This is a genomic window from Dyadobacter sp. CY351 (genome assembly GCF_021502625.1).
GTDB classification, from domain to species: domain Bacteria; phylum Bacteroidota; class Bacteroidia; order Cytophagales; family Spirosomataceae; genus Dyadobacter; species Dyadobacter chenhuakuii.
Genome location: NZ_JAKFFU010000002.1, coordinates 785,775 through 807,683, shown reverse-complemented (window position 1 = coordinate 807,683; position 21,909 = coordinate 785,775). Strand labels below are relative to the sequence as shown.

The following is a 21,909-nucleotide window of genomic DNA, read 5'->3' as shown; positions in this document are numbered from 1 at the left end:
TGAAGGAATTGGGAACTATACCATTATTGCAATGTGTTCCGCAATAATTTTCCAACCAATTCTCTTCATGAAGCCTATCTATTTTCAAGAATTTGTTACTTCTTTTTCCGAGATTCTTTCATCTAATAATGAATTCCTCGCCCTGGCAGCAGGTGGTTCCTGGATTGATGGCCGGATGGACCAATTCTCAGACATTGACCTGGTCATCGTTCACCAGTCTGAAACAATTTCTTTTGAAGATAAAAAAGCATTGGCCGAATCAGCCGGCGATTTGCTCGCGTGTTTCACTGGCGAGCATGTAGGTGAGCCAAGATTACTGATTTGTCTGTACAATAACCCCATGCTTCATGTCGACTTAAAGTTTGTCTGCCTGCCTGATATGGCTTCCAGAGTGGAAGATCCGGTTATAATCTGGGAAAGAAATGGTGTGTTAACCGACGTACTGACACAGTCCGTGGCTAAATTCCCCCATCCTGATTTGCAGTGGATTGAAGACCGTTTCTGGGTTTGGGTTCATTATGCAGCCGCAAAAATTGGCCGTGGAGAGTATTTTGAAACGACAACATTTTTCTCATTTATCCAGCAAACTGTACTAGGGCCGCTGGCTTTGATCAGTAATAATGAGTTGCCAAAAGGGGTAAGGAAAATAGAATTCCTGCTTCCTGAGCAAGACTTAACATTCATGAAAAACACGATGGCGGAACATAACGCCGAATCCTGTTTCAATGCTTTGCAAAACACAGTCCGCTATTATCGCTTCCTAAGAGAAGCCACGAAGCCCGAATCCCTCCAGATAAACCACCGCGCAGAACAAGCTGTAATGGCTTACTTGTCCGACTACACGAACGATTCTTCCCGGTAACATTCATTGCGAAGCGCGTAAGATATCCGGAAACTTCCCGGAAGAAATTTTATGCTATTTTTTAAAATCCACACTCACCCAATTGATGCCATAAAATGGCCAATTCGTTGTCCATTAAGGCCAATTGCTGCAAAGTGTACTTCCCTTTTTTATACAACATTGCTAAACTAGCATCCGCCTCATGACATCCGGGCGATCTGACGGATGAAGTGCGCATTGACGGTCATTAAATGGAGCCGTTGGCTGCTTGTGACAGCTATTTTTTGTATTTCAGAAAGTACATTTTAAAGCCATGAATTGGAAAAGTTGGATGCTTCCGGGGGCGATCTTTATTGCCTCCGGGTGTAAAATTCAGTACCAGACAGAAAAGATTGAATACAAAGTCGAGTCCCAGGACGTTGCAGAAGGAAAACGACTTACCATGCTGGTCTGCGGATCTTGCCATTATAATTTTGAGACAAAGGATTTCAGTGGCAAAAGACTGGAAGACTCGCCAAAATTCATCGGTAAGATCTACTCCGCTAACATCACGCAGGATCCCGAGCGCGGTGCAGGCAAATACACGCCCGGCGAACTAGCTTACCTGATCCGCACGGGCGTAAGCAGGACGGGACGACTAATGCCTTACATGCACCGCCCCAATATGGCCGACCAGGACCTGGACGACATCATTGCTTACTTGAAATCCGATGATGCTGCCGTAAAGCCATCGGTAAGGAGCGCGGGTAAAACAAAGTACATGCCAGCGGGCGGGCTTGGTTTGAGCATGATGAAACCCGGGGAATATCGCAACCACAGCATTCAAAAGCCCAAAGAGGATCAGGTGATGCTCGGGAAATACCTGGTCGATAACCTGGCTTGCTACCATTGTCATTCCAAAAGTTTTGTTTCGCTCGACCCGCTGGATCCGGCCAGATCGAAGGGCTATTTGGGTGGTGGGAATAAATTGCGGGATGCAAGCGGAAAAAAGATCAAATCACCGAATCTTACGCCGCACATAACCGGCATCCTGAATTGGACGGATGCCGAGTTCAGACGTGCTATTACCGAGGGCATTTCAAAAGACAATTCGGTTATCAGTTACCCTATGCCGCTATTCCCGGAATTGACGGAAGATGAAAGTTCTGCCATATTCGCCTACTTACAAACTGTCCCACCTATAAAAAGGAAAAGATAACAAGCAACAATTCAATTGGTGAACTCGTCGTGATGCGATTCGAGAAATGCGGGCTTACGCTGGCAAATGTCGTATGCCTCTCGCAATCCAATTGGCGCATAATGCTGCTTTATTTTGAAAATATTGTCTATTCCCACATCCAGGGATTTGCCCACGTTCTCGTACGAGCCGTGAACATGTCCATAGAAAAGAGGAACATTGTGATGCGACTGGTGCCAGATCGACATAGGATAATGGGCACACACGAATTTGAAGGATTCCACCTGATAGAAGCCTATCTGGGTAAATTCAATAAATAAGTTTTGCGGGCCCACATGCGCCCGCGAGATATGGTGATCGTGATTGCCTTGCAGTAAGATCACATTTTTACAGGCAATTTTCTTCCTGAATATCTGGATGTTATCCTTACCACCAAACGACCAATCGCCGCAATGGATCAGCAGGTCATTTTTGCCCACAGTTGTATTAATGCCGGCTATGATGGCATCATTCATCTCCTCAATGAGCGGGAATTTTCGACATCCCCCGGCATGATCTTCCGGCCACGTTGTTGTTCCTGAACAAATATTTTTATGCCCATAATGCGTGTCAGAGGTCAGGTAAACCTCATCAATTTTGAAGGGCAAATTACGGAATGGTATCATTTTGGAACTGCTTACTTTGAATTCTTGTCAAACGAATAAGCTCGCCTAAAAGTTATCTGTTTGCATATTGCAACACAAGCTTTCCGCCTTTTTTAATAACCAAAACATCTTTCACCACACTTTCACCCGGCATGAACAACTTCATAGTCGTCCGCGGACTTTCCACATTAAAACCCACCAGTTCTATATTTTTCCAATCGATCTGGTCCGTTGACTGGGCCACTTTGGCATGGGGTAACACGGCACCTTCGCGGACCAGCATGACCACTTCCAATTCACCAGCCTCAATATCGTGCCAGCCGCCTTCGTACACCTTGCGACTTTGGTAATCCACCCATTTCCCTTTTGGTAAATACACCTGCCGGCTTCTGGCTTTTTCAAAAAACGGCGCAATCAGCATATCCGATCCCAGCATATATTCATTGTCCACCATCCAGGCACCCGGATCGTCCGGAAATTCGACCAGCAACGCGCGCACCATCGGCAAGCCCTTCTCGGAAGCTATTTTGGATTGGGTATAAATGTATGGCATAAGCTTATATTTCAGCTCCACCGCTTTTCTGAAATAATCCTGAAAATCTTTCCCATATTCCCAGGGTTCTTTGGGCGCTTGACCATGCGTGCGGGTATGGGAGCTCAGCAAGCCCATCATTAACCAGCGGCGGTAAAGATCTTCGGGCGTTTTCATGGTAAAACCGCCGATATCATGGCTCCAAAACGTAAAACCCGAAAGTCCCAGTGACAATCCGCCGCGCAGCTGTGCTTCCATTCCCTTGTCCGTGGTTTCCGCATCCCCGCCCCAATGGATGGGGTAACGCTGGCTGCCAGCCCAGGTGCTTCTGGCCCAGATAATGTTGTCGCCGGTTATCTTTTTTGTCAGTTCCGACACGATCTTATTATAACGCAATGGATACAGGTTATGCTCATAAAAGCCCGTGCGACCGGATGCATACACGCCCGATAATGGTGCAGCTTCACCAAAATCAACCTTAATAGCGCCAACGCCAAGTTTCAGCAATCCTGAAATTTTATCTTCATACCATTTAATGGTGTTGGGATTGGAAAAATCAAGCACAGCATCTTCATAGGGAATGGTCCCGTTTGCGTTCTTCACAGCCAGGCCTTTGTCCACGATTTCGGGATACAATGTGTTTTTCGGAACAAAATAAGGCAGCTGCCAAAGCGATGTACGGAAACCCTGTTTTTTGAGGTCCGCGATCATGCCCTCGGGATTTTTGAAGCGACTTGGGGCGAAGTTGTAGTCGCAACGCCAGTCCGTCTCAAACCAGCCTGTATCGAAATGGATCACGTCGGAAGGGATGCGGTTCTCGCGCAATTTGGCGGCAACATTGCGCCCGTCCTGCTCTGAGAAGTACGTTATGCGGCTCATCCACAGCCCAAATGACCACAACGGAGGCATGGATGCCTTGCCGGTCAGGTTTGTGTATTCATCCAGAATGTCTTTGGGCTGACCCAAAAACACGAACAGGTCCAGGTTCTCATCGCCGATCTGCATGGCATTGGACTCCCCGTAAGTAGCGCCAAAGTCGCAGGTTATGGGCGAAGTTGTATGCATAAACATTCCATAGCCGCGCGAGCTCATGTAAAATGGAATCGGTTTATACATCGTCTGCGTTTGAACGCCATTCGGGTCGTGCGTCCATAAAACAACCTTTTGCCCATTTTTGTCGAGCCGCGTAAACGACTCGCCGCAACCAAAAATCTTCTCGTCAGGCGAAATAGAAAAAACCGCCGCAACGCTCCGCGAATAGTCGGCAGCCCGGCGGACAAATGAAAACGGCAATGTCGGCGTATAAGAAGATTTGCCGTCTGCCTGCCCCCGCGTCTGCGTAAGCACTTTCCCATTTGAATCCTTAATCAGGATCTTCCAGGGATTTTCATAAATGATAACAGATCCGTGTGCATTCGTGTATTCGTGGCCACCATTAATTTTTTTATATTTCCAGGAACCATCCTTAACCGGCTCTTTCACAAGCATCAGCGACATTTCGGAGGAAGGTCCCAGAGCACCCGTATTCGCACGAATACGGACAGTGCGCGGCGATGTAAACTCAACAGAAAAAGGCAAAACAGGATCCTGTGCGTATTCAATGGAAGGAAATTCATTGCTGTAAGAGCGCTTATAGCTCAGCATGGAATTATCAAAATTATGCGCAGCGAAAGCCTCATGCCGCTTCCATTTGATCTTTCCGGCACCGGTTGCAGGATCAAATGAGGCCAGACTATCGGCAAAAAACAATGTGTTGGAAAAATCCCGGAAATCACCGCTGATATCAACGGGGTCATTCACGAGCTTGCTCTGCTGGGCTGAAACAGGATTTATATTAAAGATCAGCGAAAGCAGGAGGAGGAGCAATGCTGTTTTTTGTAGGAATTTATAATGATACATATTGGAGGATGCAATTGTTGTTGCCCTTGATTGCTGTTACTTGGGCGGACTAGGTGTCCTGTCACCCTGAGCGGAGTCGAAGGGGTGCTACTGCCTAGGCATGACGCCTTTTGCATCGTGCTCCTCCCCTTCGGCTCCGCTCAGGGTGACAGGGAACTTACTTCTTCACAATCCTGAAATTATCAACACTTCCATTAAACGAAGCAATGGCTACGTCGGCTGAGCCGAATGATACTTTCAGGTCGCTTACTTTGGATGCGTCTGCGATGGTGCCGCCGGAGGCGCTTTTGAATTCGGAAAGCTCTATGACGGCCGTTCTCCATCCATTGGTTTGATAACCGGTTGCGGTGAATTCTGTGGAATTCCAGGGCTGGAATGCGTATACGAATTCAGTGCCGCCTGCGGTGATCGTGATTTCGTATTTACCAGCTTTCCAAGGCTCTGCAATGTTGTGCTCGAATTTGAATTGTCTTTCAGCGGCCGGACCTGCTGCCAGCTTGAAATCGAAACTGCAAGTGGAGAAAACCCACGCGTCGGCGTAGCCGGTTGCGGGTAACTTGGTTTGTTTGATCCGTGAATATTTTCCTGAGATCGCATTCGCATCCGTTGCCGGCACAATCGGCGCTCCGCCCCAGCATACTTCTGCCCCCCATGTTGTTGCAGGCACGTCAAAATTGACCATATGCCCTTCCATACTGTTCACTTTGAAAGCGGTTTTGACACTGCCAAATTCGCCCTCCACCGTAACAATGTCCGAAACGGCAGTAGCGGGCATTTTGGCGGTGATCTGCTTCACCGTAGTGCTCAGGATCTGCAAGTTGGTCGCGCCTACTTTTACGGATTTAATGTTATAAAAATAATCTCCGTTGATAACCAGCGTGCCTCCGGGCTTTACAAATTCGGAATACAAACCTGTGAGCACAGGCGTCGGCGCGGATAATACGAAGTCGTAAGTAGCCTCCCCGCCGCGGGTCTGCACTTTAATTTTATTGGACACATTCGCGTCCACTGCCTTGGTAGGTGCATTGGCTGGTATGGTCACAACCAGATTTGAGTTGCTGCCCAATGCAGCATTGAATGTAGCTTCGAAATCATTGAAATACACCTTCATCACACTCCCCAGGTTCTGTCCCTGGATCACGATCAGACTACCCGGTTCTGCTGCATTCAGCGAACTGTCGGCTTTGGTAGGGTCGAGCAGGCGGACGTTGGTGATTGCAGGCGCGCCGTCCACATCGTCGTCATTACAGCTCTGGAACGAAAGCAGCATTCCCGCTGCCAGGCACAGCCCCAGTGCTGTTTTATATATATTTTTAAAGTTCATCGCTTTACAAAAATTAGGGTTAGTCAACTAATGTGCTGAAATCAAAAGGAACCGGTTCACCTTTCAATGAAGGTGCATTCACGAGCTCTCCCTCCGGAAAGGGCAGGTAAAGCGTGTTTTCCGACAACGGATAATACTCAGCCGGTGAATAAGTCACGGTGTATTTCTTCGGATTGGTAGAACCTGGCACGTAAGTCATTGTATAGTTCTCCCTGCGTTGTGCAGCTGTGTAGGCGATTGCTTTGGCCGGATTGAAATAGTACCAGCGGACAATCTCATTCCAGGAGTTACCTTCAAACACGGTTTCAATTCTTCTTTCTTTGAAAATATCCTCGAAAGTCAGTGAAGTTTTAGCCGCCAGACCCGCTCTTTTGCGCACCGCATTATAGTATTGCAATGCTTTGGCATCATTGGTTGTAGCCGCATTGCCTAAAACTGCATCTGCATAAATCAGGTAAACTTCTGCCAGACGCAGCATATAGGAATTGATATTGGCAGCCATGAATCCGCCCAAACCACCATTATCTGCCGGTGAGCCAACAATGTATTTTTTGATCGCCGATAATTGCGCAGGCCTGTTGTATTTCAAACCACCGGTCGCTTTCTGAATGTTCGGGTACACATCGCTGTCGAACATCGCGATTGATTTTCTGCGAAGTGAATCCGCAGGGTTTTCAACAAAATATTTCACCAGATCCGCCGACAAACCTTGCGCTGCACCCCAGCCATCGCCCGTTGTGGTAATGTTGGCGTCGTAGGCAAAGTATGCCTGGAACGAATTGTTAACTCCCCAGGGACTGCTTACCGGCATCCATTGCAGCGAAAACAAGCTTTCCGGGTTATTTTTGGAAGAGTTGTTATTAGCACTTTCAAACAGCTCCGCATAGGTTGGCGCGAGCGTCCGGCCGCTTTTCGTGATCACATCTTCCGCATAATATTTCGCACTGTCCAGATCCGACTGGTTACGCGTTCCTTTCTGGTTCAATCCGGCGCGCATCAGGTACATTCTCGCCAGCATTCCTTCGGCTGAATATTTTGTCAAACGGCCCTGATCGGCAGTTGCAGGAAGGTTTTCTGCTGCGAAACGGTAATCCTGAATCAACAGCTTCCACACATCTTCAATGCGGTTGCGGACAGGTGGCAAGTTAAGCTGCGCCACGTTATCATACACAATCGGCACCGCGCCCCAGTTGGTTACCAGGTAATAATAGGCTGTTGCACGCATAAAACGGCATTCGCCCAATCCCTGCGCTTTCACAGTGGCCGAAGCCGTGCTTCCTGTCGCTTCCTTGATCGCCTTGTAAGCATTGTTGCTTTGCGCAATGATTTTGTAAAACGATTTGTAACCCGGCAAAAGCGTATTTACATCCGTCGATGGAATGGCGTGCTTAACATATGCCGTCCTGTCATTGGAGTTAAGGTTACCAGCGCGGGCTTCCTGAAATGACATGTTGGCCTTATCATTGAAATCGAACCACACAATGTTGTAAAGTGGCGCCGTTCCGGCCAGGATTTCGGCGTCAGTTTTGTAAAAATTACCCGAAGTGAGCGCGTCCAGTGGCGGGCGGTCCAGGAATTCTTCGCTGCATCCCTGCATAAGCATCAGTGTGCCGATGGCTGCCAGGAGTTTTATTTTGAATTGCATATAAGTTTCTTTTAAAAAATTATTGGATCAGATCGATTAAAAATCAGCCATCAGACCGAAAGAATACATACGAACAGACGGATAGCGTCCTGTGTCGATGCCGGCCATGACCGTTCCGCCATAGCTTACCATTCCGATCTCCGGATCATAACCTTTGTATTTCGTAATGGTAAACAGGTTTTGCGCGCCTACCGAAGCTTTCAATCCACGGATGAAAGTGTCTTTCAGCAATGACTTAGGGAAGTTGTAGCTCAATGTGATATTTTTCAAACGTACATAGCTTCCGTCTTCAATGAAATTGGTGCTCATCCGGTTGTTACCATTCGGGTCACCCGGCGCGATACGCGGGATTACGTGACCAGGATTGGTAAGTGTTACCGTTTCCGCATCACCTACTGCATAGCTGCTTGGGCGTGCATAGTTGGCCACCGATTTCCACTGGTTTCCAAATACACCACCATTACCCGGTACTTCCGCACGGTAACGCGGATAGTTAAGAATATCATTCTTGAAACTTCCCGTCATGAACGCGTTCAGCTCGAAGTTTTTGTAGGTCATATTGTTATTGAAACCCAATGTGAACTTCGGCCATGGGTTACCGATCACGGTGCGGTCTTCTGCATCAATGATGCCGTCGCCGTTCAGATCCTTGAATTTGCTATCCCCTACCCAGCTGCCTGTGAGCGGATTCATCGTCAGCTCGCCGTTGGATGTCTGGATCGCATGGCCTTTAATGTCGGCAGCGTCCTGATAAAGTCCCTCGGCTATGTAGCCGGTTAGCATACTGGCTGGTTGTCCCACCTCTGTTTTGAAACCAACCGAAGTTGCGTTCCAGGTTGGTGTAATCGGGTTCAGCAGTGACGTTACCTTATTGCGGTCGAACGAAAGGTTAATGCCTGTTCTCCAATAGAAACCCGCTTTGTCGATGTTCACGGTGTTCAATGTAAAGCCGACACCTCGGTTTTTCATGGAACCAGCATTAACGGCCGGCCAGCTCAGGTAACCTGGCGAGTAAGCAATGTCACCACCATAAGTAAACGGATATGAATTAACCGTGATCAGGCTCGTAATGTTTTTGATATAAGCATCCACGATCAGTTCCACGCGGTTGCTGAACATATGCAGGTCCAATCCGGCATTGATCACGTCGTCTTTTTCCCAGGTCAGGAATTCATTGGCAAAGTTCGAAGCCAGGAAGCCTGTTCCCCAGCCCGTTGGAACCGTTTGAAGCGTTGAATAAATAGCATTACCGCCACTTCCCTGGTTACCCGAGCGACCGATCTCAAATCTCAGTTTCAGGTCATTGATTGCATTAACACTTTTCAGGAAAGGCTCTTCCGAAACGCGCCATGCCACCGAAACGGCCGGGAAGTTGCCCCAGCGACGTCCTTCACGGAATGCCGAAGAACCGTCCATCCGGTAAGTTCCCTGCAAGAAGTAACGCTCATTGAAGCTATAATTCACACGAGCAAAATACGATTCACGGGATCCTGAACCTTTACCACTGTTGTTGCTGACATTGGAAATAACAGATGCATCACCACCGGAAAGCTCCTCTATCGTATTGGTAATGAACTTTTTACGCGTACCGCTCAATGATTCATAGGTAAATGCCTGTGCTTCATGACCAGCCATAATATTCACACCGTGACGTCCCAGTTTCAAATCATATGTCATACGGCTGTGCAAGCTCCACCAGTTGTTGGTGTTGACCGAGCGCGTCGAGGTCGCTGCGTCTTGTGAAACCACGTAACCGCCGATTGTATAAGAAGGGTGGAATGAGTAGTATTTCAAAAACTCAGAGCTTCCGTTCACTTCCGTGTGCCACGTCAGGTTTTTCATCAGCTTCACATCTGCAAAAAGGCTTCCCAGGATCGATGTACGGCGGTTATAGTCGTTGTAGATCTTGGAAATCATCACCGGGTTCGTGAATTGGAACTGTGTAGAAACAGGCCCGCCCCAGCTTCCATCCGGATTGGTTACCGGCACACTCGGGTTTTGGTCCAGTGCAAGCTGAATAATGCCGCCATTGTTCGTGTTCACTTTTTCCTCAGTGATACCAACGCTCATATTCGCGCCGATTTTCAGCCAGTTACGCGTTTGGTTTTCTAGGTTCAAACGACCATTATAACGCTTGAAGCCCGAACCTTCCACAATCCCTTTCTGATTAAAATACTCACCGGAAAGGTAATAAGTCGATTTTTCCGTACCGCCGCTCAGGCCCACAGAATACTTCTGCAATGTAGTCGGACGGAAAAGTGCGCTCTGCCAGTTTGTACCATCTCCTAATACCGAAGGGTCCGCAAATTGCGGTTCGGTAGCCGTGCTACCCACAGCCGCCGCTTCATTCCGGAACTGTGCATATTCACGCAGGTTCATTACATCAATGTGCTTTGGCTCCGATTGCAATGTCAGCAGCGAGTTGAAAGTAATTTTCGCTTCCCCCGCCTTACCGCGTTTGGTAGTGATCATGACAACACCATTGGCCCCTACTGCACCATAAATCGCTGTGGCAGAAGGACCTTGCAAAACGTTGATCGTTTCGATATCGTCCGGGTTAATGCTCGAAAGAATGTTTGAAAAACCGGTTGGCCGGTTATTAGGATCATCCTTCATGTTATCAGGCTTGATCTGCACACCATCAATTACATATAATGGCTGCGTTGTGCCCGTCAGCGAGCTTAGTCCGCGTATCAAAACCGAAGGCGCCGCTCCCGGCTGACCCGAATTTTGCTGCACCATTACGTTCGCCGCCCGTCCCTGTAAACCCTGTTCAAGCGAAGTATTGATCGTTTTGCTGAGGTCTTTGCCTGAAACAGTCACTTGTGAGCTCGAAACGTCCGTTTTCTTCATTTCTCCGTATCCAACCACCACCACTTCGTCCAGGGCAGCAATGCTTTCCTGCAATCTGATGTCGATTTTTGTCTTGTTCCCTACCAGAATTTCCTGCGTCACATACCCGATAAAAGAGATCACCAATGTATTTCCCGCACTCGCCTCAATTGAGAATTCACCCTCCGTATTTGTAGTTGTACCATTAGAGGTTCCCTTCACCACCACGCTTGCGCCTGGAATTCCATCGTCGCCATCCACCGAAACCACCGTACCGGTAATCGTTTTTTTCGCATCGCCCTGCGCAAAGGCACCCAGCCCAGCGCCCATGATCCCCAATGTTAAAAGAAGAGGTCGTAGCAACCCGGCGAGGAACTGCAAGCTGCGACTTACCCGCCTTGTTTCGTACAAATTTTGTTGCATGTTGTTTGGTTTTATAAAGTGACTATTTGTTCACCTCCGATTTAGATTTTTCCGGGACTACTGGGTGAAGTGCCGGATTTGGTATAAATCGAATGAATAGTTGGACAAATGTGCCTTTAAAAAACAATCAGCAGGGGATCCAAATGTTTACAAATAGGGGTTCATTTGTAAACTGAGACGAAAAATTGCCCTATTTTTTCGCCTGTGGATGCATTATGGGATGGTTATTTAAAAAATGCGATTGAGCAGGTAATGAGCAAGTGTATGCCGATTATATGTTAGTATCAAAATGATCTTTTGTACTATTCCTGGCCAAGATGCTCTTTCCGGTAGGCTGTGGGAAGCATATTATACTCTTCTTTGAAGAGTTTTGCGAAGTATTTCGGGTTGTTAAAACCGATCTGATAAGCGATTTCAGAAATGGATAGCTGGCTTTTTTCCAATAGGCTCGCGCCCCTGCGTATACGGATGATGCGAATGAATTCAATGGGCGTTTTGCCGGTCAGTGAAAGGATTTTTTTGTACAAATACATGCGGCTCATGGACATGGCATCGCTCAGTTCTTCGACGGTAAACTCGGCATTGGACATGTTTGCTTCCACCACTTTCACTGCGCTGTTTACAAATTCCTCGTCCAGCGAACGAATGGCAACCTCGCTCGGACGGATCTCCACGTGCTGCTGAAACTGCTGCTGCAACTGCTCACGCTGACGGATCAGGTTGGCGATCCTGACTTGTAAAATATCCAGCCGGAAAGGTTTGGTCACATACGCATCGGCGCCGGTCTGGTAACCTTGCAATTGCTGTTCTTCTTCCGCACGGGCTGTGAGCAGCACTACCGGAATATGCGAAATACGCCGGTCCGTTTTAATAATGCGGCAAAGCTCGATCCCGTCCATTTCGGGCATCATTACATCGCTTACAATCAGGTCAGGGATTTGTTCCAATGTGATTTCCAGTCCGGTTTTCCCGTTACCGGCTTCCAGGATGTCGTATTCTTTTTGAAATACTTCTTTTAAATACACCCTGAACTCGTCATTGTCCTCCACGAGCAGCACGAGCGGCTTGTTTTTCGCCGCTTTTTCCACGGGCAGATCTATTTCCACGTCGGTCATACTGGGCGCCAATGCCTCTGTCGCGGGCAATGCATACACTCGGGACGGATTTTCCTGCAAAGGCAATGTCACGGTGAATGTGCTTCCCTGGCCCACTGCGCTTTCGAGATCGATTGTGCCGCCATGCATTTTTACAAACTCCGAGACAATCGCAAGCCCGATCCCGCTGCCCTGGTTCATCATATTGTCGGGCATCGGATGCTGGTAAAACCGTTCGAACACCTTGGCTTGCGCGTCGGGCGGAATCCCGATCCCCGAATCGGCCACGCTTATTTCCAATGCTTCGCTATTATCCTGGTTCACAATGTGCAAGGTCACAGTTACGCGCCCGTTTTCCGGCGTGAATTTGAATGCATTAGAAAGCAGGTTATACATGATCTTCGACAACTTATCCTGATCAAAATCAGCATAGCGGGAGGTTAATTCACTTTCGAACCGGTAACGAATGTGCTTGTGCTCGGACAAGTCCGAAAAAGTCTGCGCGATCTGCCTCAAAAACCGGACAATATCTCCCCGTTCCGGCCGGAACTGCGTTTCTTCCACTTCCAGCTTTTTGAAATCGAGCATCTGGGTTACCAGGTTAAATAGCCGCTGCGCATTCCGGTGCACCAGCGACAATTGCCTGTGTACAGTGTGATCGGAACGGATATTTTTCAACAGGTTTTCGAGGGGAGTCAACATCAGGGTAAGCGGCGTGCGGAACTCGTGGCTTACATTGGTGAAAAACCGGATCTTCATCATGTCCAGTTCGTGCAGCTGCTGGGCATAATGTCGCTCCTGTTCGAGTTTGAAGTTCATCCGTTCGCGCTCAATCAGGATCCATCGCGCAACCATCAGCGCACCGGCTGCAAACAGGAAGTAAAGCAGATAAGCCAGAGGCGTGCGCCAGAATGGCGGCAGGATCACCACACGCAGGCTGCGCTCCGTGGACGCGCCGCCCTCTTTCATTTTCACCTTGAAAATATAAGTCCCCGGATCAAGGTTGGTGTAAGTCACCTTGCGCGTATTGTCGGCTTCAAACCATTGTTCGTTAAAGCCTTCCAATGTATACAGGTAATGGTTTTTCTCAGGATGCAGGAAATTCAGCGCAGCAAATTCGATCGTAAATACATTCTGGCTGTATTTCAACACAATGCGATCTGTCAGTGAAACCGACTTGGCCAGCACAGCCTCGCCATCGAAAAGCTCCCCAGGCTGAACGCTTTGATTGAAAATCTGAAAATCGGTGAGCATTACCTGTGTGGCGGTGCGCTCGTTTGTAATTTGTTTTGGATCAAAAATCGAGAAACCGTTGGCCCCGCCAAAAACCATTTCGCCCGATTGCAGCCGGAGCGCAGCATTTTCATTGAACCCCCTACCCTGTAAACCATCGACCTCATTGAAAGTCCGCACCTGAAATGTGACGGGCACCCCACCCGAACGCTTGGAAATATCCACATGAACCAATCCTTTTGGTGTACCAAGCCACAAATTTTGCATCTCGTCGACGGCCACTGTCAGAATGGAGTTATCCGGCAAGCCGTGTCGCGTATTATAGGCAACGAATGCATTGGTGCGCGCGTCGTATCTGTTCAATCCTTCCGAAGTCCCGATCCAGATGTTGCCGAAATGGTCCTGTGCGAGTGAAGTAACGGCATCGCTGCTCAAACTTTTGGGATCGCCGGCTTTGTAGGCATAATGCACAAACCGGCCCGTTTGCCGCATTAAAACGTCGATCCCGTTTGCGGTTCCGATCCAGATGTTGCCTTGCCTGTCTTCGAGCATGGCCGAAATGTAATCCGAGCTGACGGAGTTGGGGGCCAGCCGCCGGTAATGCCGGAATGTTTTTTTGTTCCGGTCAAATAAATCAAGGCCATCGGCGAGGGTGCCTACCCACAATCGCTTTTGCGAATCTTCAAAAATCTCCCAGACGCGGTCATCGATGAGGCTCGTGGAATCAGCCGGATCGTGCAGATAGCGCGTGAAGGTTTTGCCGTCAAAACTGTTGAGCCCGCCAAAATAAGTTCCGATCCAGAGCACATTGCTTTTATCGAGACAAAGACTGACAATCACATTGTTACTCAAACTTGCGGGGTCGCCGGGAATGTTCTTGTATTGCCGGAATGTGTTGTTTTTACGGTCAAAATAAATCAAACCCCCGCCATTCATACCCAGCCAGAGATTGCCTTTCTGATCCTCCACAAACATATTCACATCGTCAAAAGGAAGACTGCGCGGATCGCCGGGTGCGTGCTGTATCAGCGAAAATTTGAAGATATTCTTATGGTAACTGCAAAATCCTTTCTTAAATGTCCCGGCCCAGATCATGCCCGTCGGGTCTTTGTACAAAGCCTGAATGCTGTTCTGGCTGATCGTTCTGGGGTCGCCGGGATTGAACAGCATGGTGGAAACGGTCCCGTGTTTTTTATCCACGACATTAATGCCCCCATGATCCGTGCCCATCCAGATGCGCCCATCCGGGCCGGTGACCATTGAACTTACGGTGTTGTTACTGAGGCGGAAATCTGCCCCGGCGGTGTTGGCAATGCGTAATGTGTTGTTTTTGAAATCAAAATAAAATGCACCCAATGCGGCTTTTACCACATACACCCAGGGCTCGCCATCGTCATCCACAAAAACCTTGTGGTTGGACAAATTACCCAGGTTTCGGTTTTGTAACATGGCACTTTGCACATCCACCTGGTAGGTTTTTGCATGCAAACGGGCCAGAAACCCATCGTCACACACCACCCACAAGTTACCCTGCGCATCCTCACCGAAATCGGAGATCAGACGCTTGGCGGGCTCGGATGAGTCTTCGGAAGGGCTAAATTTAACCTTGACCAGCTTTTTGGAACGGGTTATAAATTTCAGTAACCCCAGCCGGTTGTGATTGATCCAGTAGTCGCCGGAGCGTGTTTTTATAATGCGGCTGAAATTGGCATCTGGCAGTCCGAGCCTTTTTGCCGCCAAGTCGGCATTGTGGTCAATGCGTTCAGCGATGGGATCGTAAATATCAAATCCAACCGGTGTACTGATCCAGATGTAACCCTGCGGATCTTCAAATATCGCATTGATCCGATGATCCGAAATGGTGGTGGAATCGCCTTGAATGTGCTTGAAAACGCGAAACGAGTAGCCGTCGAACCGGTTAAGGCCGTTAGCCGTGCCGATCCAGACAAAACCCTGGCTGTCTTTCAGGAAACAGTTGACTTCATTGTGGGATAGTCCGCGTTCGGTGTTATAGCGTGCAAACTGATATTCATTGGATTGAGCCAGGCTCTTCCCCACGCAACCCAGCACGACCATTATTACCCAGCAAAAACCCCAAAAGCAACTTCGCATCACACAAAAAAACGAATCTTTTGTCTGAATTCTTACATTGTTATATGTGAATGTGGATACAACCGGGCGAGCAGGCAATGTTGCTGCCCGGCAACATTGCTTATCAGAGCTTCCTGCTGAAACTTAGTCCTACACCTGCCTGATTATTTCCATCTGGAAAGCTGTAAATATTCCAGGAGGTGCGTTTCTGCTCCATTTTCTTCTGGCGCAAAAGATTCCAGCTGCTCAATAGAATGGTGCTGGTGCCGATGCCTATATTGAACAAAGAAAGCCTGCCCTGACTGGTAAATTGAGGCGAATTGTCACCCTTGGTCAAACGTCTTTCGCGCGCAAAGCCGAAAGCACCCATAGCAACCTGGCTTGTTCCGGCCAAAAATCCAAGGACCGGGGCCGTTTTGGAATCGGCGCCCCTGGTAATATCTGCAATATTAATAACATTAAAAGTCGCATTTGCGCCCATCACAACGGCTGAACTGATGGCATACATGGGCTTAATGCGGTTTGAAGGCTGATCGGGATATGGATATGAGCCGTAGGCTGGCTGAATCATCGCACATTCTTCCTTCGTTAACCCACTCGACGCGATCCAGTTGTCAACCGATTCGCTGTTCATATCTAAAATGTCGGCATACTGATAATTTGCGTTGATAAGCTCTGCTGTACGCCTCCCGGCAGTTTGTTCAACGAGATAACCTACCGCGCAAATATTCTGGTCTTTGTCGATGAAACACGGTTTGCGCTGCCCTTCGTAATCGTAGTTTTTAGGATACTTTCCAGCTTGCGCATAGCTCCGGAGCAGGTCGAGCAAATGGGTTCTTCTGGATTTAAATTCGTTGGTAAGGTGCGAAACATCTGCTTGACGCAAAAGCCGCTCCACATACAGGAGGTGTGTTTTGATCCGCAGCTCGTTATCCGTGTCCTCATCAGGCTCAAATCCAAACTTCTCAATAAAACTAATGTTACCGATGACCGGGTTGACGACGTCGGACTTTTGGTGATTACACCCGGCAAAAAATGCGATAATACACAGGCAGATAAATAAGGAAACGGTGCGCATAGGACGTTGACGGTTAGGTTGATAGTTCGGTTTAATATCCTTCCAGTTACTAAGAACTAAACAAATCGAAAATGGTTGGAAACTACTCGTCAATCCTTTGTGCAAAAGCGTCCTATTCATTTTTTTTCGCTAGAAAATGTTTCAAAATTTCCGCGGCATAGGGACCAACAAATATTGCGGGGGATGGGGAGGAGGATTGTCATTTAAATCGCTTTTACCGGAAATCGAACGACTGCTGCCATGACACAGAACTACGCGAAGATCGCTTTCCGGGGACTTGCCAGAAATAAAGCTCATTCCTTCATCAACATTGCCGGCCTGGCCATCGGGATGGCCGTTGCACTGCTCATCTCCATGTGGGTGTGGGACGAATGGAATTTCAATAAAAAGATTGAAAACAGCGACCGCATTGCGCGGGTTATGTGGAATTCGACGCAAAATGGCAAGGTGATCACGTCTGCCAATATGCCGTTCCCACTCGCTGCCGAGCTGCGCAACAGTCACGGACAAGACCTGGAACAGGTAGCCGTGTCATGGAGCAGTGACGATTATGATATCTTGTCGGATGAGAACAAGTTTCGGCGTAAAGGGCGTTTTATGGAGCCGCAAGGCGCGCACATTCTGTCGCCCATAATGATGAAAGGCAGCCGGGAGGCTCTTCAAAACCCTTCCGCGGTGCTCATTTCTGAATCCGCTGCGAGCGCATTTTTTGGAAAAGGTGAAGCATTGGGCAAAATCATCCTGATCGATCACGAGCTGCGGGCCGAAGTTGCCGGCATTTATCAAGATTTCCCTGAGAATTCTGAATACAAGAATCTCGATTTCATCGCACCGTGGAAACTGTTCGTTAGTGCCAAAAGAAGGCAATGGATAGGCGAGGCTAAGGATAACTGGGGCATTAAGACATTTGAAATACTCATAAAAGTTACGCCCAAAACAAACATTGAGTCGGTGTCCGAGCGGATCAGCGGGTTAATGATGAGCCGCGTAAAGGACAATAAGATGGAAGCGAGTTTAAAACCAAGCTTGCTATTGCATCCTATGAACCGCTGGCATTTGTTCGCCGATTGGGAAAATGGCCGGAATGCGGGCGGTCAGATTACATATGTATATATTTTCAGCGTTGCCGGCATCTCCATTTTATTGCTGGCTTGCATCAATTTCATGAATCTGAGCACGGCGCGGTCTGAGAAAAGGGCTCGTGAAGTGGGCGTCCGGAAGGCGGTTGGATCGATGCGTTACCAGCTTGTTTTCCAATTTTTGTTTGAATCCCTTATTACCGTTACCATCGCATTGCTAATTTCATTTGTTCTGGTTGAAGTTGCTTTGCCTTATTTCAACGCGGTTGCCGATAAAAATCTGCAATTGGTACGAGGCACTGAATTCATCTCCAGCCCGGCTTTCTGGATCCTGATCCTTGCGTTTTGTGGCGTCGTTTCCATTATTTCAGGAAGTTATCCTGCTTTCTATCTGTCGTCCTTCAAACCTGCTAAAATCTTAAAATCAGGGAATGTTCACTTTGGCAACATTACTTCCTTACCAAGAAAAATACTGGTCGTTTTACAATTCACGGTTTCCGTTTCTTTGATTATCGGGACCATTGTCGTTTTCCGGCAGATCCAGTTTGGACAAAACCGGGCAGTTGGTTACGAACGAAACGGACTCATTAATGTTCAAATGCCACGCGGGGGCGGCCCATTGGATGCGCTGAATAATGATCTGCTGCAATCGGGTTATGTGGCCGATGTTGCACAGTCATCCGGCCCGGCGACGGACGTGATGTCCAATGCGAGCGGATTTTCATGGGCTGGAAAAGCGCCTGACTTGCAGGAAAATTTCGCCGTCATTGCAGCTTCACACAGTTACGGCAACACGGTGGGCTGGCACGTGAAGGAAGGACGTGATTTTTCAAAAGCATTTCCGTCCGACTCAATGGCAGTTATTTTAAACAAATCTGCCGTTGAATACATGGGTTTGAAAGATCCGATAGGGAAAACGATCCGCTGGAAAGATGCGACTTTTAATGATGATGTGTATCACATTGTGGGTGTGATCGACGATATGGTCATGCAATCGCCTTTTCAGCAGGTGAAGCAGACTATCTATTTCATGACCTACGCACCGAATTTTCTTTACCTAAAACTAAAACCCGGAACCGAAACTGCGACGGCCATGGAAAAGGTCCAGTCCATTTTCAAAAAGCATCTGCCGGATGCAGTGATCGATTTCAAGTTTGCAGATCAGGAATATGGCTTGAAGTTTGCAGTGGAACAGCGTGTTGCCAAGCTGGTTACCTTCTTCGCTGTGCTCGCAATTCTTATTTCCTGCCTGGGACTTTTTGCATTGGCAGCATTCACTGCCGAGCGGCGAACCAAGGAAATCGGCATCCGGAAAGTGCTAGGCGCAACCATCACGAACATCTGGCTGATGATTTCGAAAGAATTTGTTTACCTCATCGTAATTGCACTGCTCATAGCAACTCCCCTGACCTATTATTCTTTATCCAACTGGCTTGCTAAATATCAGTATCATACCACATTATCCTGGTGGATATTCACAATTTCGGGGTTGCTGGCATTGGCTTTAACCGTGCTTACAGTAAGCTATCAGGCTGTTAAAGCTGCCTCACTAAATCCTGTCAAATCGCTTAAATCGGACTGATCACTTTTTTTCAAACAATTTGATCGTATAATCCAGCAGCGCAGTATCGCCTGACTTGCCGTGGCCCGGAATTATGACCTCGACGTCGGGATATCGCTGTTTCAGCCTGGTCACCGTTGCGGGCCAGGCGGCTTCGTTGGCGTCTTCCAGGTTCCCTTTCCCTGCTCCGACTTCCTTAATAAGGCATCCGCCAAACATTACTTTTTCGCTCGGAAAATAACCGACGACGTTGTCTTTGGTATGTCCTTCACCAAAAAATTCCGTGATCACATTCCTGTTGCCTACTTTCAATGCAAGCTTGTTATCAAAACCTTTTTCAGGCGTCGGGAAATTTTTTAGTTTGGTGGAAGCAATGGTGCGGTTTTCGGCATAAGAAGGAATCCCACGGCGTTGAAACTCTTTGAGCCCGCCTACACAATCTTCGTGAAAATGCGTCGCAATGATGGCCACAACCTTACAATCGAGGCCATCCTGAACCCAGCTGATGAGTTGCGAAGAAGTGGAATCATCGACCGGCGTATCAAAAATAATAGCTTCCCCTTTATCAAATACAACCATCCCGTTGCAAGGCACTTTTCCGAATGTCTCACTTTGGAAGTAAGTAATGTGCCGGTAAACATTCGGCTTAACGCGCTCAACAATAATGTCTCCCTTGCTGAAACTTTTGTCAGAAACTTTTGCGGATTTGCAGCATGTCAGGAGAAATACAAGGCTTAGGAACAGGAGTTGTCTCATCGTTGCGTATCGTTGATTTTTGTTTTAGTAAAACAAAACGAATTCGCCTGCTTAAACAAATCTCAACCAACAAATACCCGAATCAATGTCAAAAATCACCTGGAAGTAACTGAATCGCGGTCCGCAGCTGCTGAACTGTCGCGATATTGCCTTCTCTGGCCCACCTGTGAACTGTCAGCGTATGCCTTTTGATTTGAACGCTGCGGTAGGGTCGTTACGGTTTTGGTCTGCATCATTCCTTCATTGCCTCGCGCGTCCGCTCCGCTCATTTCCCACCCTGTCAGTGGCGCGGGACTGTCTGTCGGTTTATACAGATCGGTTTTTATTTCCCTTTTAATATAAATGCTGGAAGGGTTTGCCAGCTTCGTCCTTGTTGCAAGCACCTCGGATTGTCTATTCTGATTTACAATGATCATGCAGCCAATCAAAACAAATAATGTAATGATCAGGCTAAAAAGCTGCCAATTTTTTGTCATAACTATGCAGAGTATACGTTCGCGGTGCTTTGCACTTCTTTACAGAGATATTTGTCACCATTGATCACTGTCTTAATGCACGTTACCAGTTCGTCGGGATGATTGGTTTTTAGTAGATATCCGCTCACACCCTCATCCAGAAGCGAATTTGCCAGATCGTGCTGTAATTTTCCAGCGTAAACGACGAATGATGATTGCGGATAATCGTTCATAATGCGCTTCAATGCTACATTATCGATACCATCCGCTTCCTCTGTCATACCAATGATGATGATATCAAAAGTATGCTGTTCATCACATTTCCCGAACGTTTGCATACAAGAGGTTTGGATCATTGTGAGGTTCTGGAAGTGATCCCTGAGAAAGATACGCATCCCTGAGCGAAGGACCGGATGCTGGTCTATTACGGCGATTTTCATGGCGCAAAACTACAACGTATAGCTGTCAGCGACACGCGAGATAATTGAATTGATAATTGAAAAATGTTATTTGAGGACTAAAAAAATTAAATACCCTGACAAATTAATTCTATAACTATTTTTTCTAACTTGTTGTGTGAATATGCCAGGTTTCATTATTACTAACGTTCCTCATGAGCATTCAAATTATTGTGGCCGAGGACCATCCATTGATTTTGATGGGGATCCAGCATTTGTTGATGGAACACATGCCAGGCGCTGTTGTCACGGCAACCGGCGATTTCAACAAAGCGCTGGCCTTGCTTGAAAAACAGCCATACAACTTACTGATCATGGATATTAACCTGCCTGGCGGCGACAAAGTGGGAATGATCACCTCTGTGCGGATGAAACAGCCCAAGATCCCGATCCTGGTATGTTCCAGCTATGACGAACAGCTTTACGCGCTCCCTTTTTTGAAAGCCGGAGCCAATGGCTACATTTCGAAGACGGCACTTAACGAGGAATTTAAGCAGGCGATTGACAGTGTGATCAGTGGAAAAATTTACGCGAGCCCTTCGGTTATGGAGCAGGTTTTTGGCCAGCTTTTCAATAAAGGCAGCCAGGATCTGATTACGGATAAGCTGACGGACAAGGAGCTGGAAGTCGCCAAATTACTATCCAAAGGACTGTCTACCAAGGCCATAAGCGAGCACATTCACTTGTCACCCTCATCCGTGAGCAGTTACAAAGCGAAGATCTTTGAAAAACTCGGCGTAACCAATGTCATTGAACTTACGAGATATTTTGAATTGAACGGGTAACT

Annotated in this window: 14 protein-coding genes; 4 read left to right on the top strand and 10 right to left on the bottom strand. The window is 47.7% G+C overall.

Going from position 1 to position 21,909, the window contains the following annotated elements:
• The first annotated feature begins 67 nt into the window (after positions 1–67).
• Together L0660_RS05420 and L0660_RS05415 are read left to right on the top strand one after the other, a co-directional pair.
• Entirely contained in the window at positions 68–862 is a 795-nt protein-coding gene (locus L0660_RS05420) for an oxalate:formate antiporter (RefSeq protein WP_235158480.1), read from the top strand.
• A 292-nt stretch (positions 863–1,154) separates the two neighbouring features.
• On the top strand, positions 1,155–2,039 hold the full coding sequence (locus L0660_RS05415) for a c-type cytochrome (RefSeq protein ID WP_235158479.1): 885 nt from the start codon (positions 1,155–1,157) through the stop codon (positions 2,037–2,039).
• An 11-nt stretch (positions 2,040–2,050) separates the two neighbouring features.
• On the opposite strand, the gene L0660_RS05410 is transcribed toward L0660_RS05415, so the two are convergent.
• The 7 genes from L0660_RS05410 to L0660_RS05380 form a co-directional block, all read right to left on the bottom strand.
• Complete coding sequence (locus L0660_RS05410; RefSeq protein WP_235158478.1) at positions 2,051–2,683, bottom strand: metallophosphoesterase; 633 nt, start codon at positions 2,681–2,683, stop codon at positions 2,051–2,053.
• 52 nt (positions 2,684–2,735) lie between these two features.
• Positions 2,736–5,093 (bottom strand): alpha-xylosidase, encoded by a 2,358-nt coding sequence (locus tag L0660_RS05405; protein WP_235158477.1) that lies wholly within the window; start codon positions 5,091–5,093, stop codon positions 2,736–2,738.
• A 157-nt stretch (positions 5,094–5,250) separates the two neighbouring features.
• A complete protein-coding gene (locus L0660_RS05400; RefSeq protein ID WP_235158476.1) occupies positions 5,251–6,417 on the bottom strand; it encodes a glycan-binding surface protein in 1,167 nt (388 codons plus the stop codon).
• Positions 6,418–6,436: 19 nt separating this feature from the next.
• The gene (locus L0660_RS05395; RefSeq protein ID WP_235158475.1) at positions 6,437–8,062 is read right to left on the bottom strand and encodes a RagB/SusD family nutrient uptake outer membrane protein; all 1,626 of its coding nucleotides are present in this window, start codon (positions 8,060–8,062) and stop codon (positions 6,437–6,439) included.
• Between the two features lie 36 nt (positions 8,063–8,098).
• A complete protein-coding gene (locus L0660_RS05390; protein WP_235158474.1) occupies positions 8,099–11,317 on the bottom strand; it encodes a TonB-dependent receptor in 3,219 nt (1,072 codons plus the stop codon).
• A 302-nt stretch (positions 11,318–11,619) separates the two neighbouring features.
• Positions 11,620–15,756 carry a hybrid sensor histidine kinase/response regulator transcription factor gene (locus L0660_RS05385; protein WP_235158510.1) on the bottom strand — a complete coding sequence of 1,379 codons (4,137 nt, stop codon included), beginning with the start codon at positions 15,754–15,756 and terminating at the stop codon, positions 11,620–11,622.
• Positions 15,757–15,859: 103 nt separating this feature from the next.
• Positions 15,860–16,813, bottom strand: coding sequence for a hypothetical protein (locus L0660_RS05380; protein WP_235158473.1), 954 nt, complete (start codon positions 16,811–16,813; stop codon positions 15,860–15,862).
• 240 nt (positions 16,814–17,053) lie between these two features.
• Here L0660_RS05380 and L0660_RS05375 point away from each other — a divergent pair, with 240 nt between their 5' ends.
• On the top strand, positions 17,054–19,474 hold the full coding sequence (locus L0660_RS05375; protein ID WP_235158472.1) for an ABC transporter permease: 2,421 nt from the start codon (positions 17,054–17,056) through the stop codon (positions 19,472–19,474).
• On the opposite strand, the gene bla is transcribed toward L0660_RS05375, so the two are convergent.
• The 3 genes from bla to L0660_RS05360 all read right to left on the bottom strand — a co-directional run bounded on the left by bla (position 19,475) and on the right by L0660_RS05360 (position 21,104).
• Positions 19,475–20,209 carry a subclass B1 metallo-beta-lactamase gene (bla, locus tag L0660_RS05370; RefSeq protein WP_235158471.1) on the bottom strand — a complete coding sequence of 245 codons (735 nt, stop codon included), beginning with the start codon at positions 20,207–20,209 and terminating at the stop codon, positions 19,475–19,477.
• A gap of 95 nt (positions 20,210–20,304) precedes the next feature.
• Positions 20,305–20,685: a hypothetical protein gene (locus L0660_RS05365; protein ID WP_235158470.1), complete on the bottom strand. Its 381-nt coding sequence runs from the start codon at positions 20,683–20,685 to the stop codon at positions 20,305–20,307.
• 2 nt (positions 20,686–20,687) lie between these two features.
• Positions 20,688–21,104 (bottom strand): response regulator transcription factor, encoded by a 417-nt coding sequence (locus L0660_RS05360; protein WP_235158469.1) that lies wholly within the window; start codon positions 21,102–21,104, stop codon positions 20,688–20,690.
• Positions 21,105–21,277: 173 nt separating this feature from the next.
• Between L0660_RS05360 and L0660_RS05355 the strand changes: the two genes are divergently transcribed.
• A complete protein-coding gene (locus tag L0660_RS05355) occupies positions 21,278–21,907 on the top strand; it encodes a response regulator transcription factor (RefSeq protein WP_233795891.1) in 630 nt (209 codons plus the stop codon).
• Positions 21,908–21,909: the final 2 nt, after the last annotated feature.

What these genes read in the sequence shown, in the direction of transcription:
- bla (WP_235158471.1), bottom strand. Translation starts at nt 20,209, where the DNA reads ATGAGACAACTCCTGTTCCTAAGCCTTGTATTTCTCCTGACATGCTGC.
- L0660_RS05365 (WP_235158470.1), bottom strand. Translation starts at nt 20,685, where the DNA reads ATGACAAAAAATTGGCAGCTTTTTAGCCTGATCATTACATTATTTGTT.
- L0660_RS05395 (WP_235158475.1), bottom strand. Translation starts at nt 8,062, where the DNA reads ATGCAATTCAAAATAAAACTCCTGGCAGCCATCGGCACACTGATGCTT.
- L0660_RS05410 (WP_235158478.1), bottom strand. Translation starts at nt 2,683, where the DNA reads ATGATACCATTCCGTAATTTGCCCTTCAAAATTGATGAGGTTTACCTG.
- L0660_RS05415 (WP_235158479.1), top strand. Translation starts at nt 1,155, where the DNA reads ATGAATTGGAAAAGTTGGATGCTTCCGGGGGCGATCTTTATTGCCTCC.
- L0660_RS05400 (WP_235158476.1), bottom strand. Translation starts at nt 6,417, where the DNA reads ATGAACTTTAAAAATATATATAAAACAGCACTGGGGCTGTGCCTGGCA.
- L0660_RS05385 (WP_235158510.1), bottom strand. Translation starts at nt 15,756, where the DNA reads ATGCGAAGTTGCTTTTGGGGTTTTTGCTGGGTAATAATGGTCGTGCTG.
- L0660_RS05375 (WP_235158472.1), top strand. Translation starts at nt 17,054, where the DNA reads ATGACACAGAACTACGCGAAGATCGCTTTCCGGGGACTTGCCAGAAAT.
- L0660_RS05380 (WP_235158473.1), bottom strand. Translation starts at nt 16,813, where the DNA reads ATGCGCACCGTTTCCTTATTTATCTGCCTGTGTATTATCGCATTTTTT.
- L0660_RS05360 (WP_235158469.1), bottom strand. Translation starts at nt 21,104, where the DNA reads ATGAAAATCGCCGTAATAGACCAGCATCCGGTCCTTCGCTCAGGGATG.
- L0660_RS05420 (WP_235158480.1), top strand. Translation starts at nt 68, where the DNA reads ATGAAGCCTATCTATTTTCAAGAATTTGTTACTTCTTTTTCCGAGATT.
- L0660_RS05405 (WP_235158477.1), bottom strand. Translation starts at nt 5,093, where the DNA reads ATGTATCATTATAAATTCCTACAAAAAACAGCATTGCTCCTCCTCCTG.
- L0660_RS05355 (WP_233795891.1), top strand. Translation starts at nt 21,278, where the DNA reads ATGAGCATTCAAATTATTGTGGCCGAGGACCATCCATTGATTTTGATG.
- L0660_RS05390 (WP_235158474.1), bottom strand. Translation starts at nt 11,317, where the DNA reads ATGCAACAAAATTTGTACGAAACAAGGCGGGTAAGTCGCAGCTTGCAG.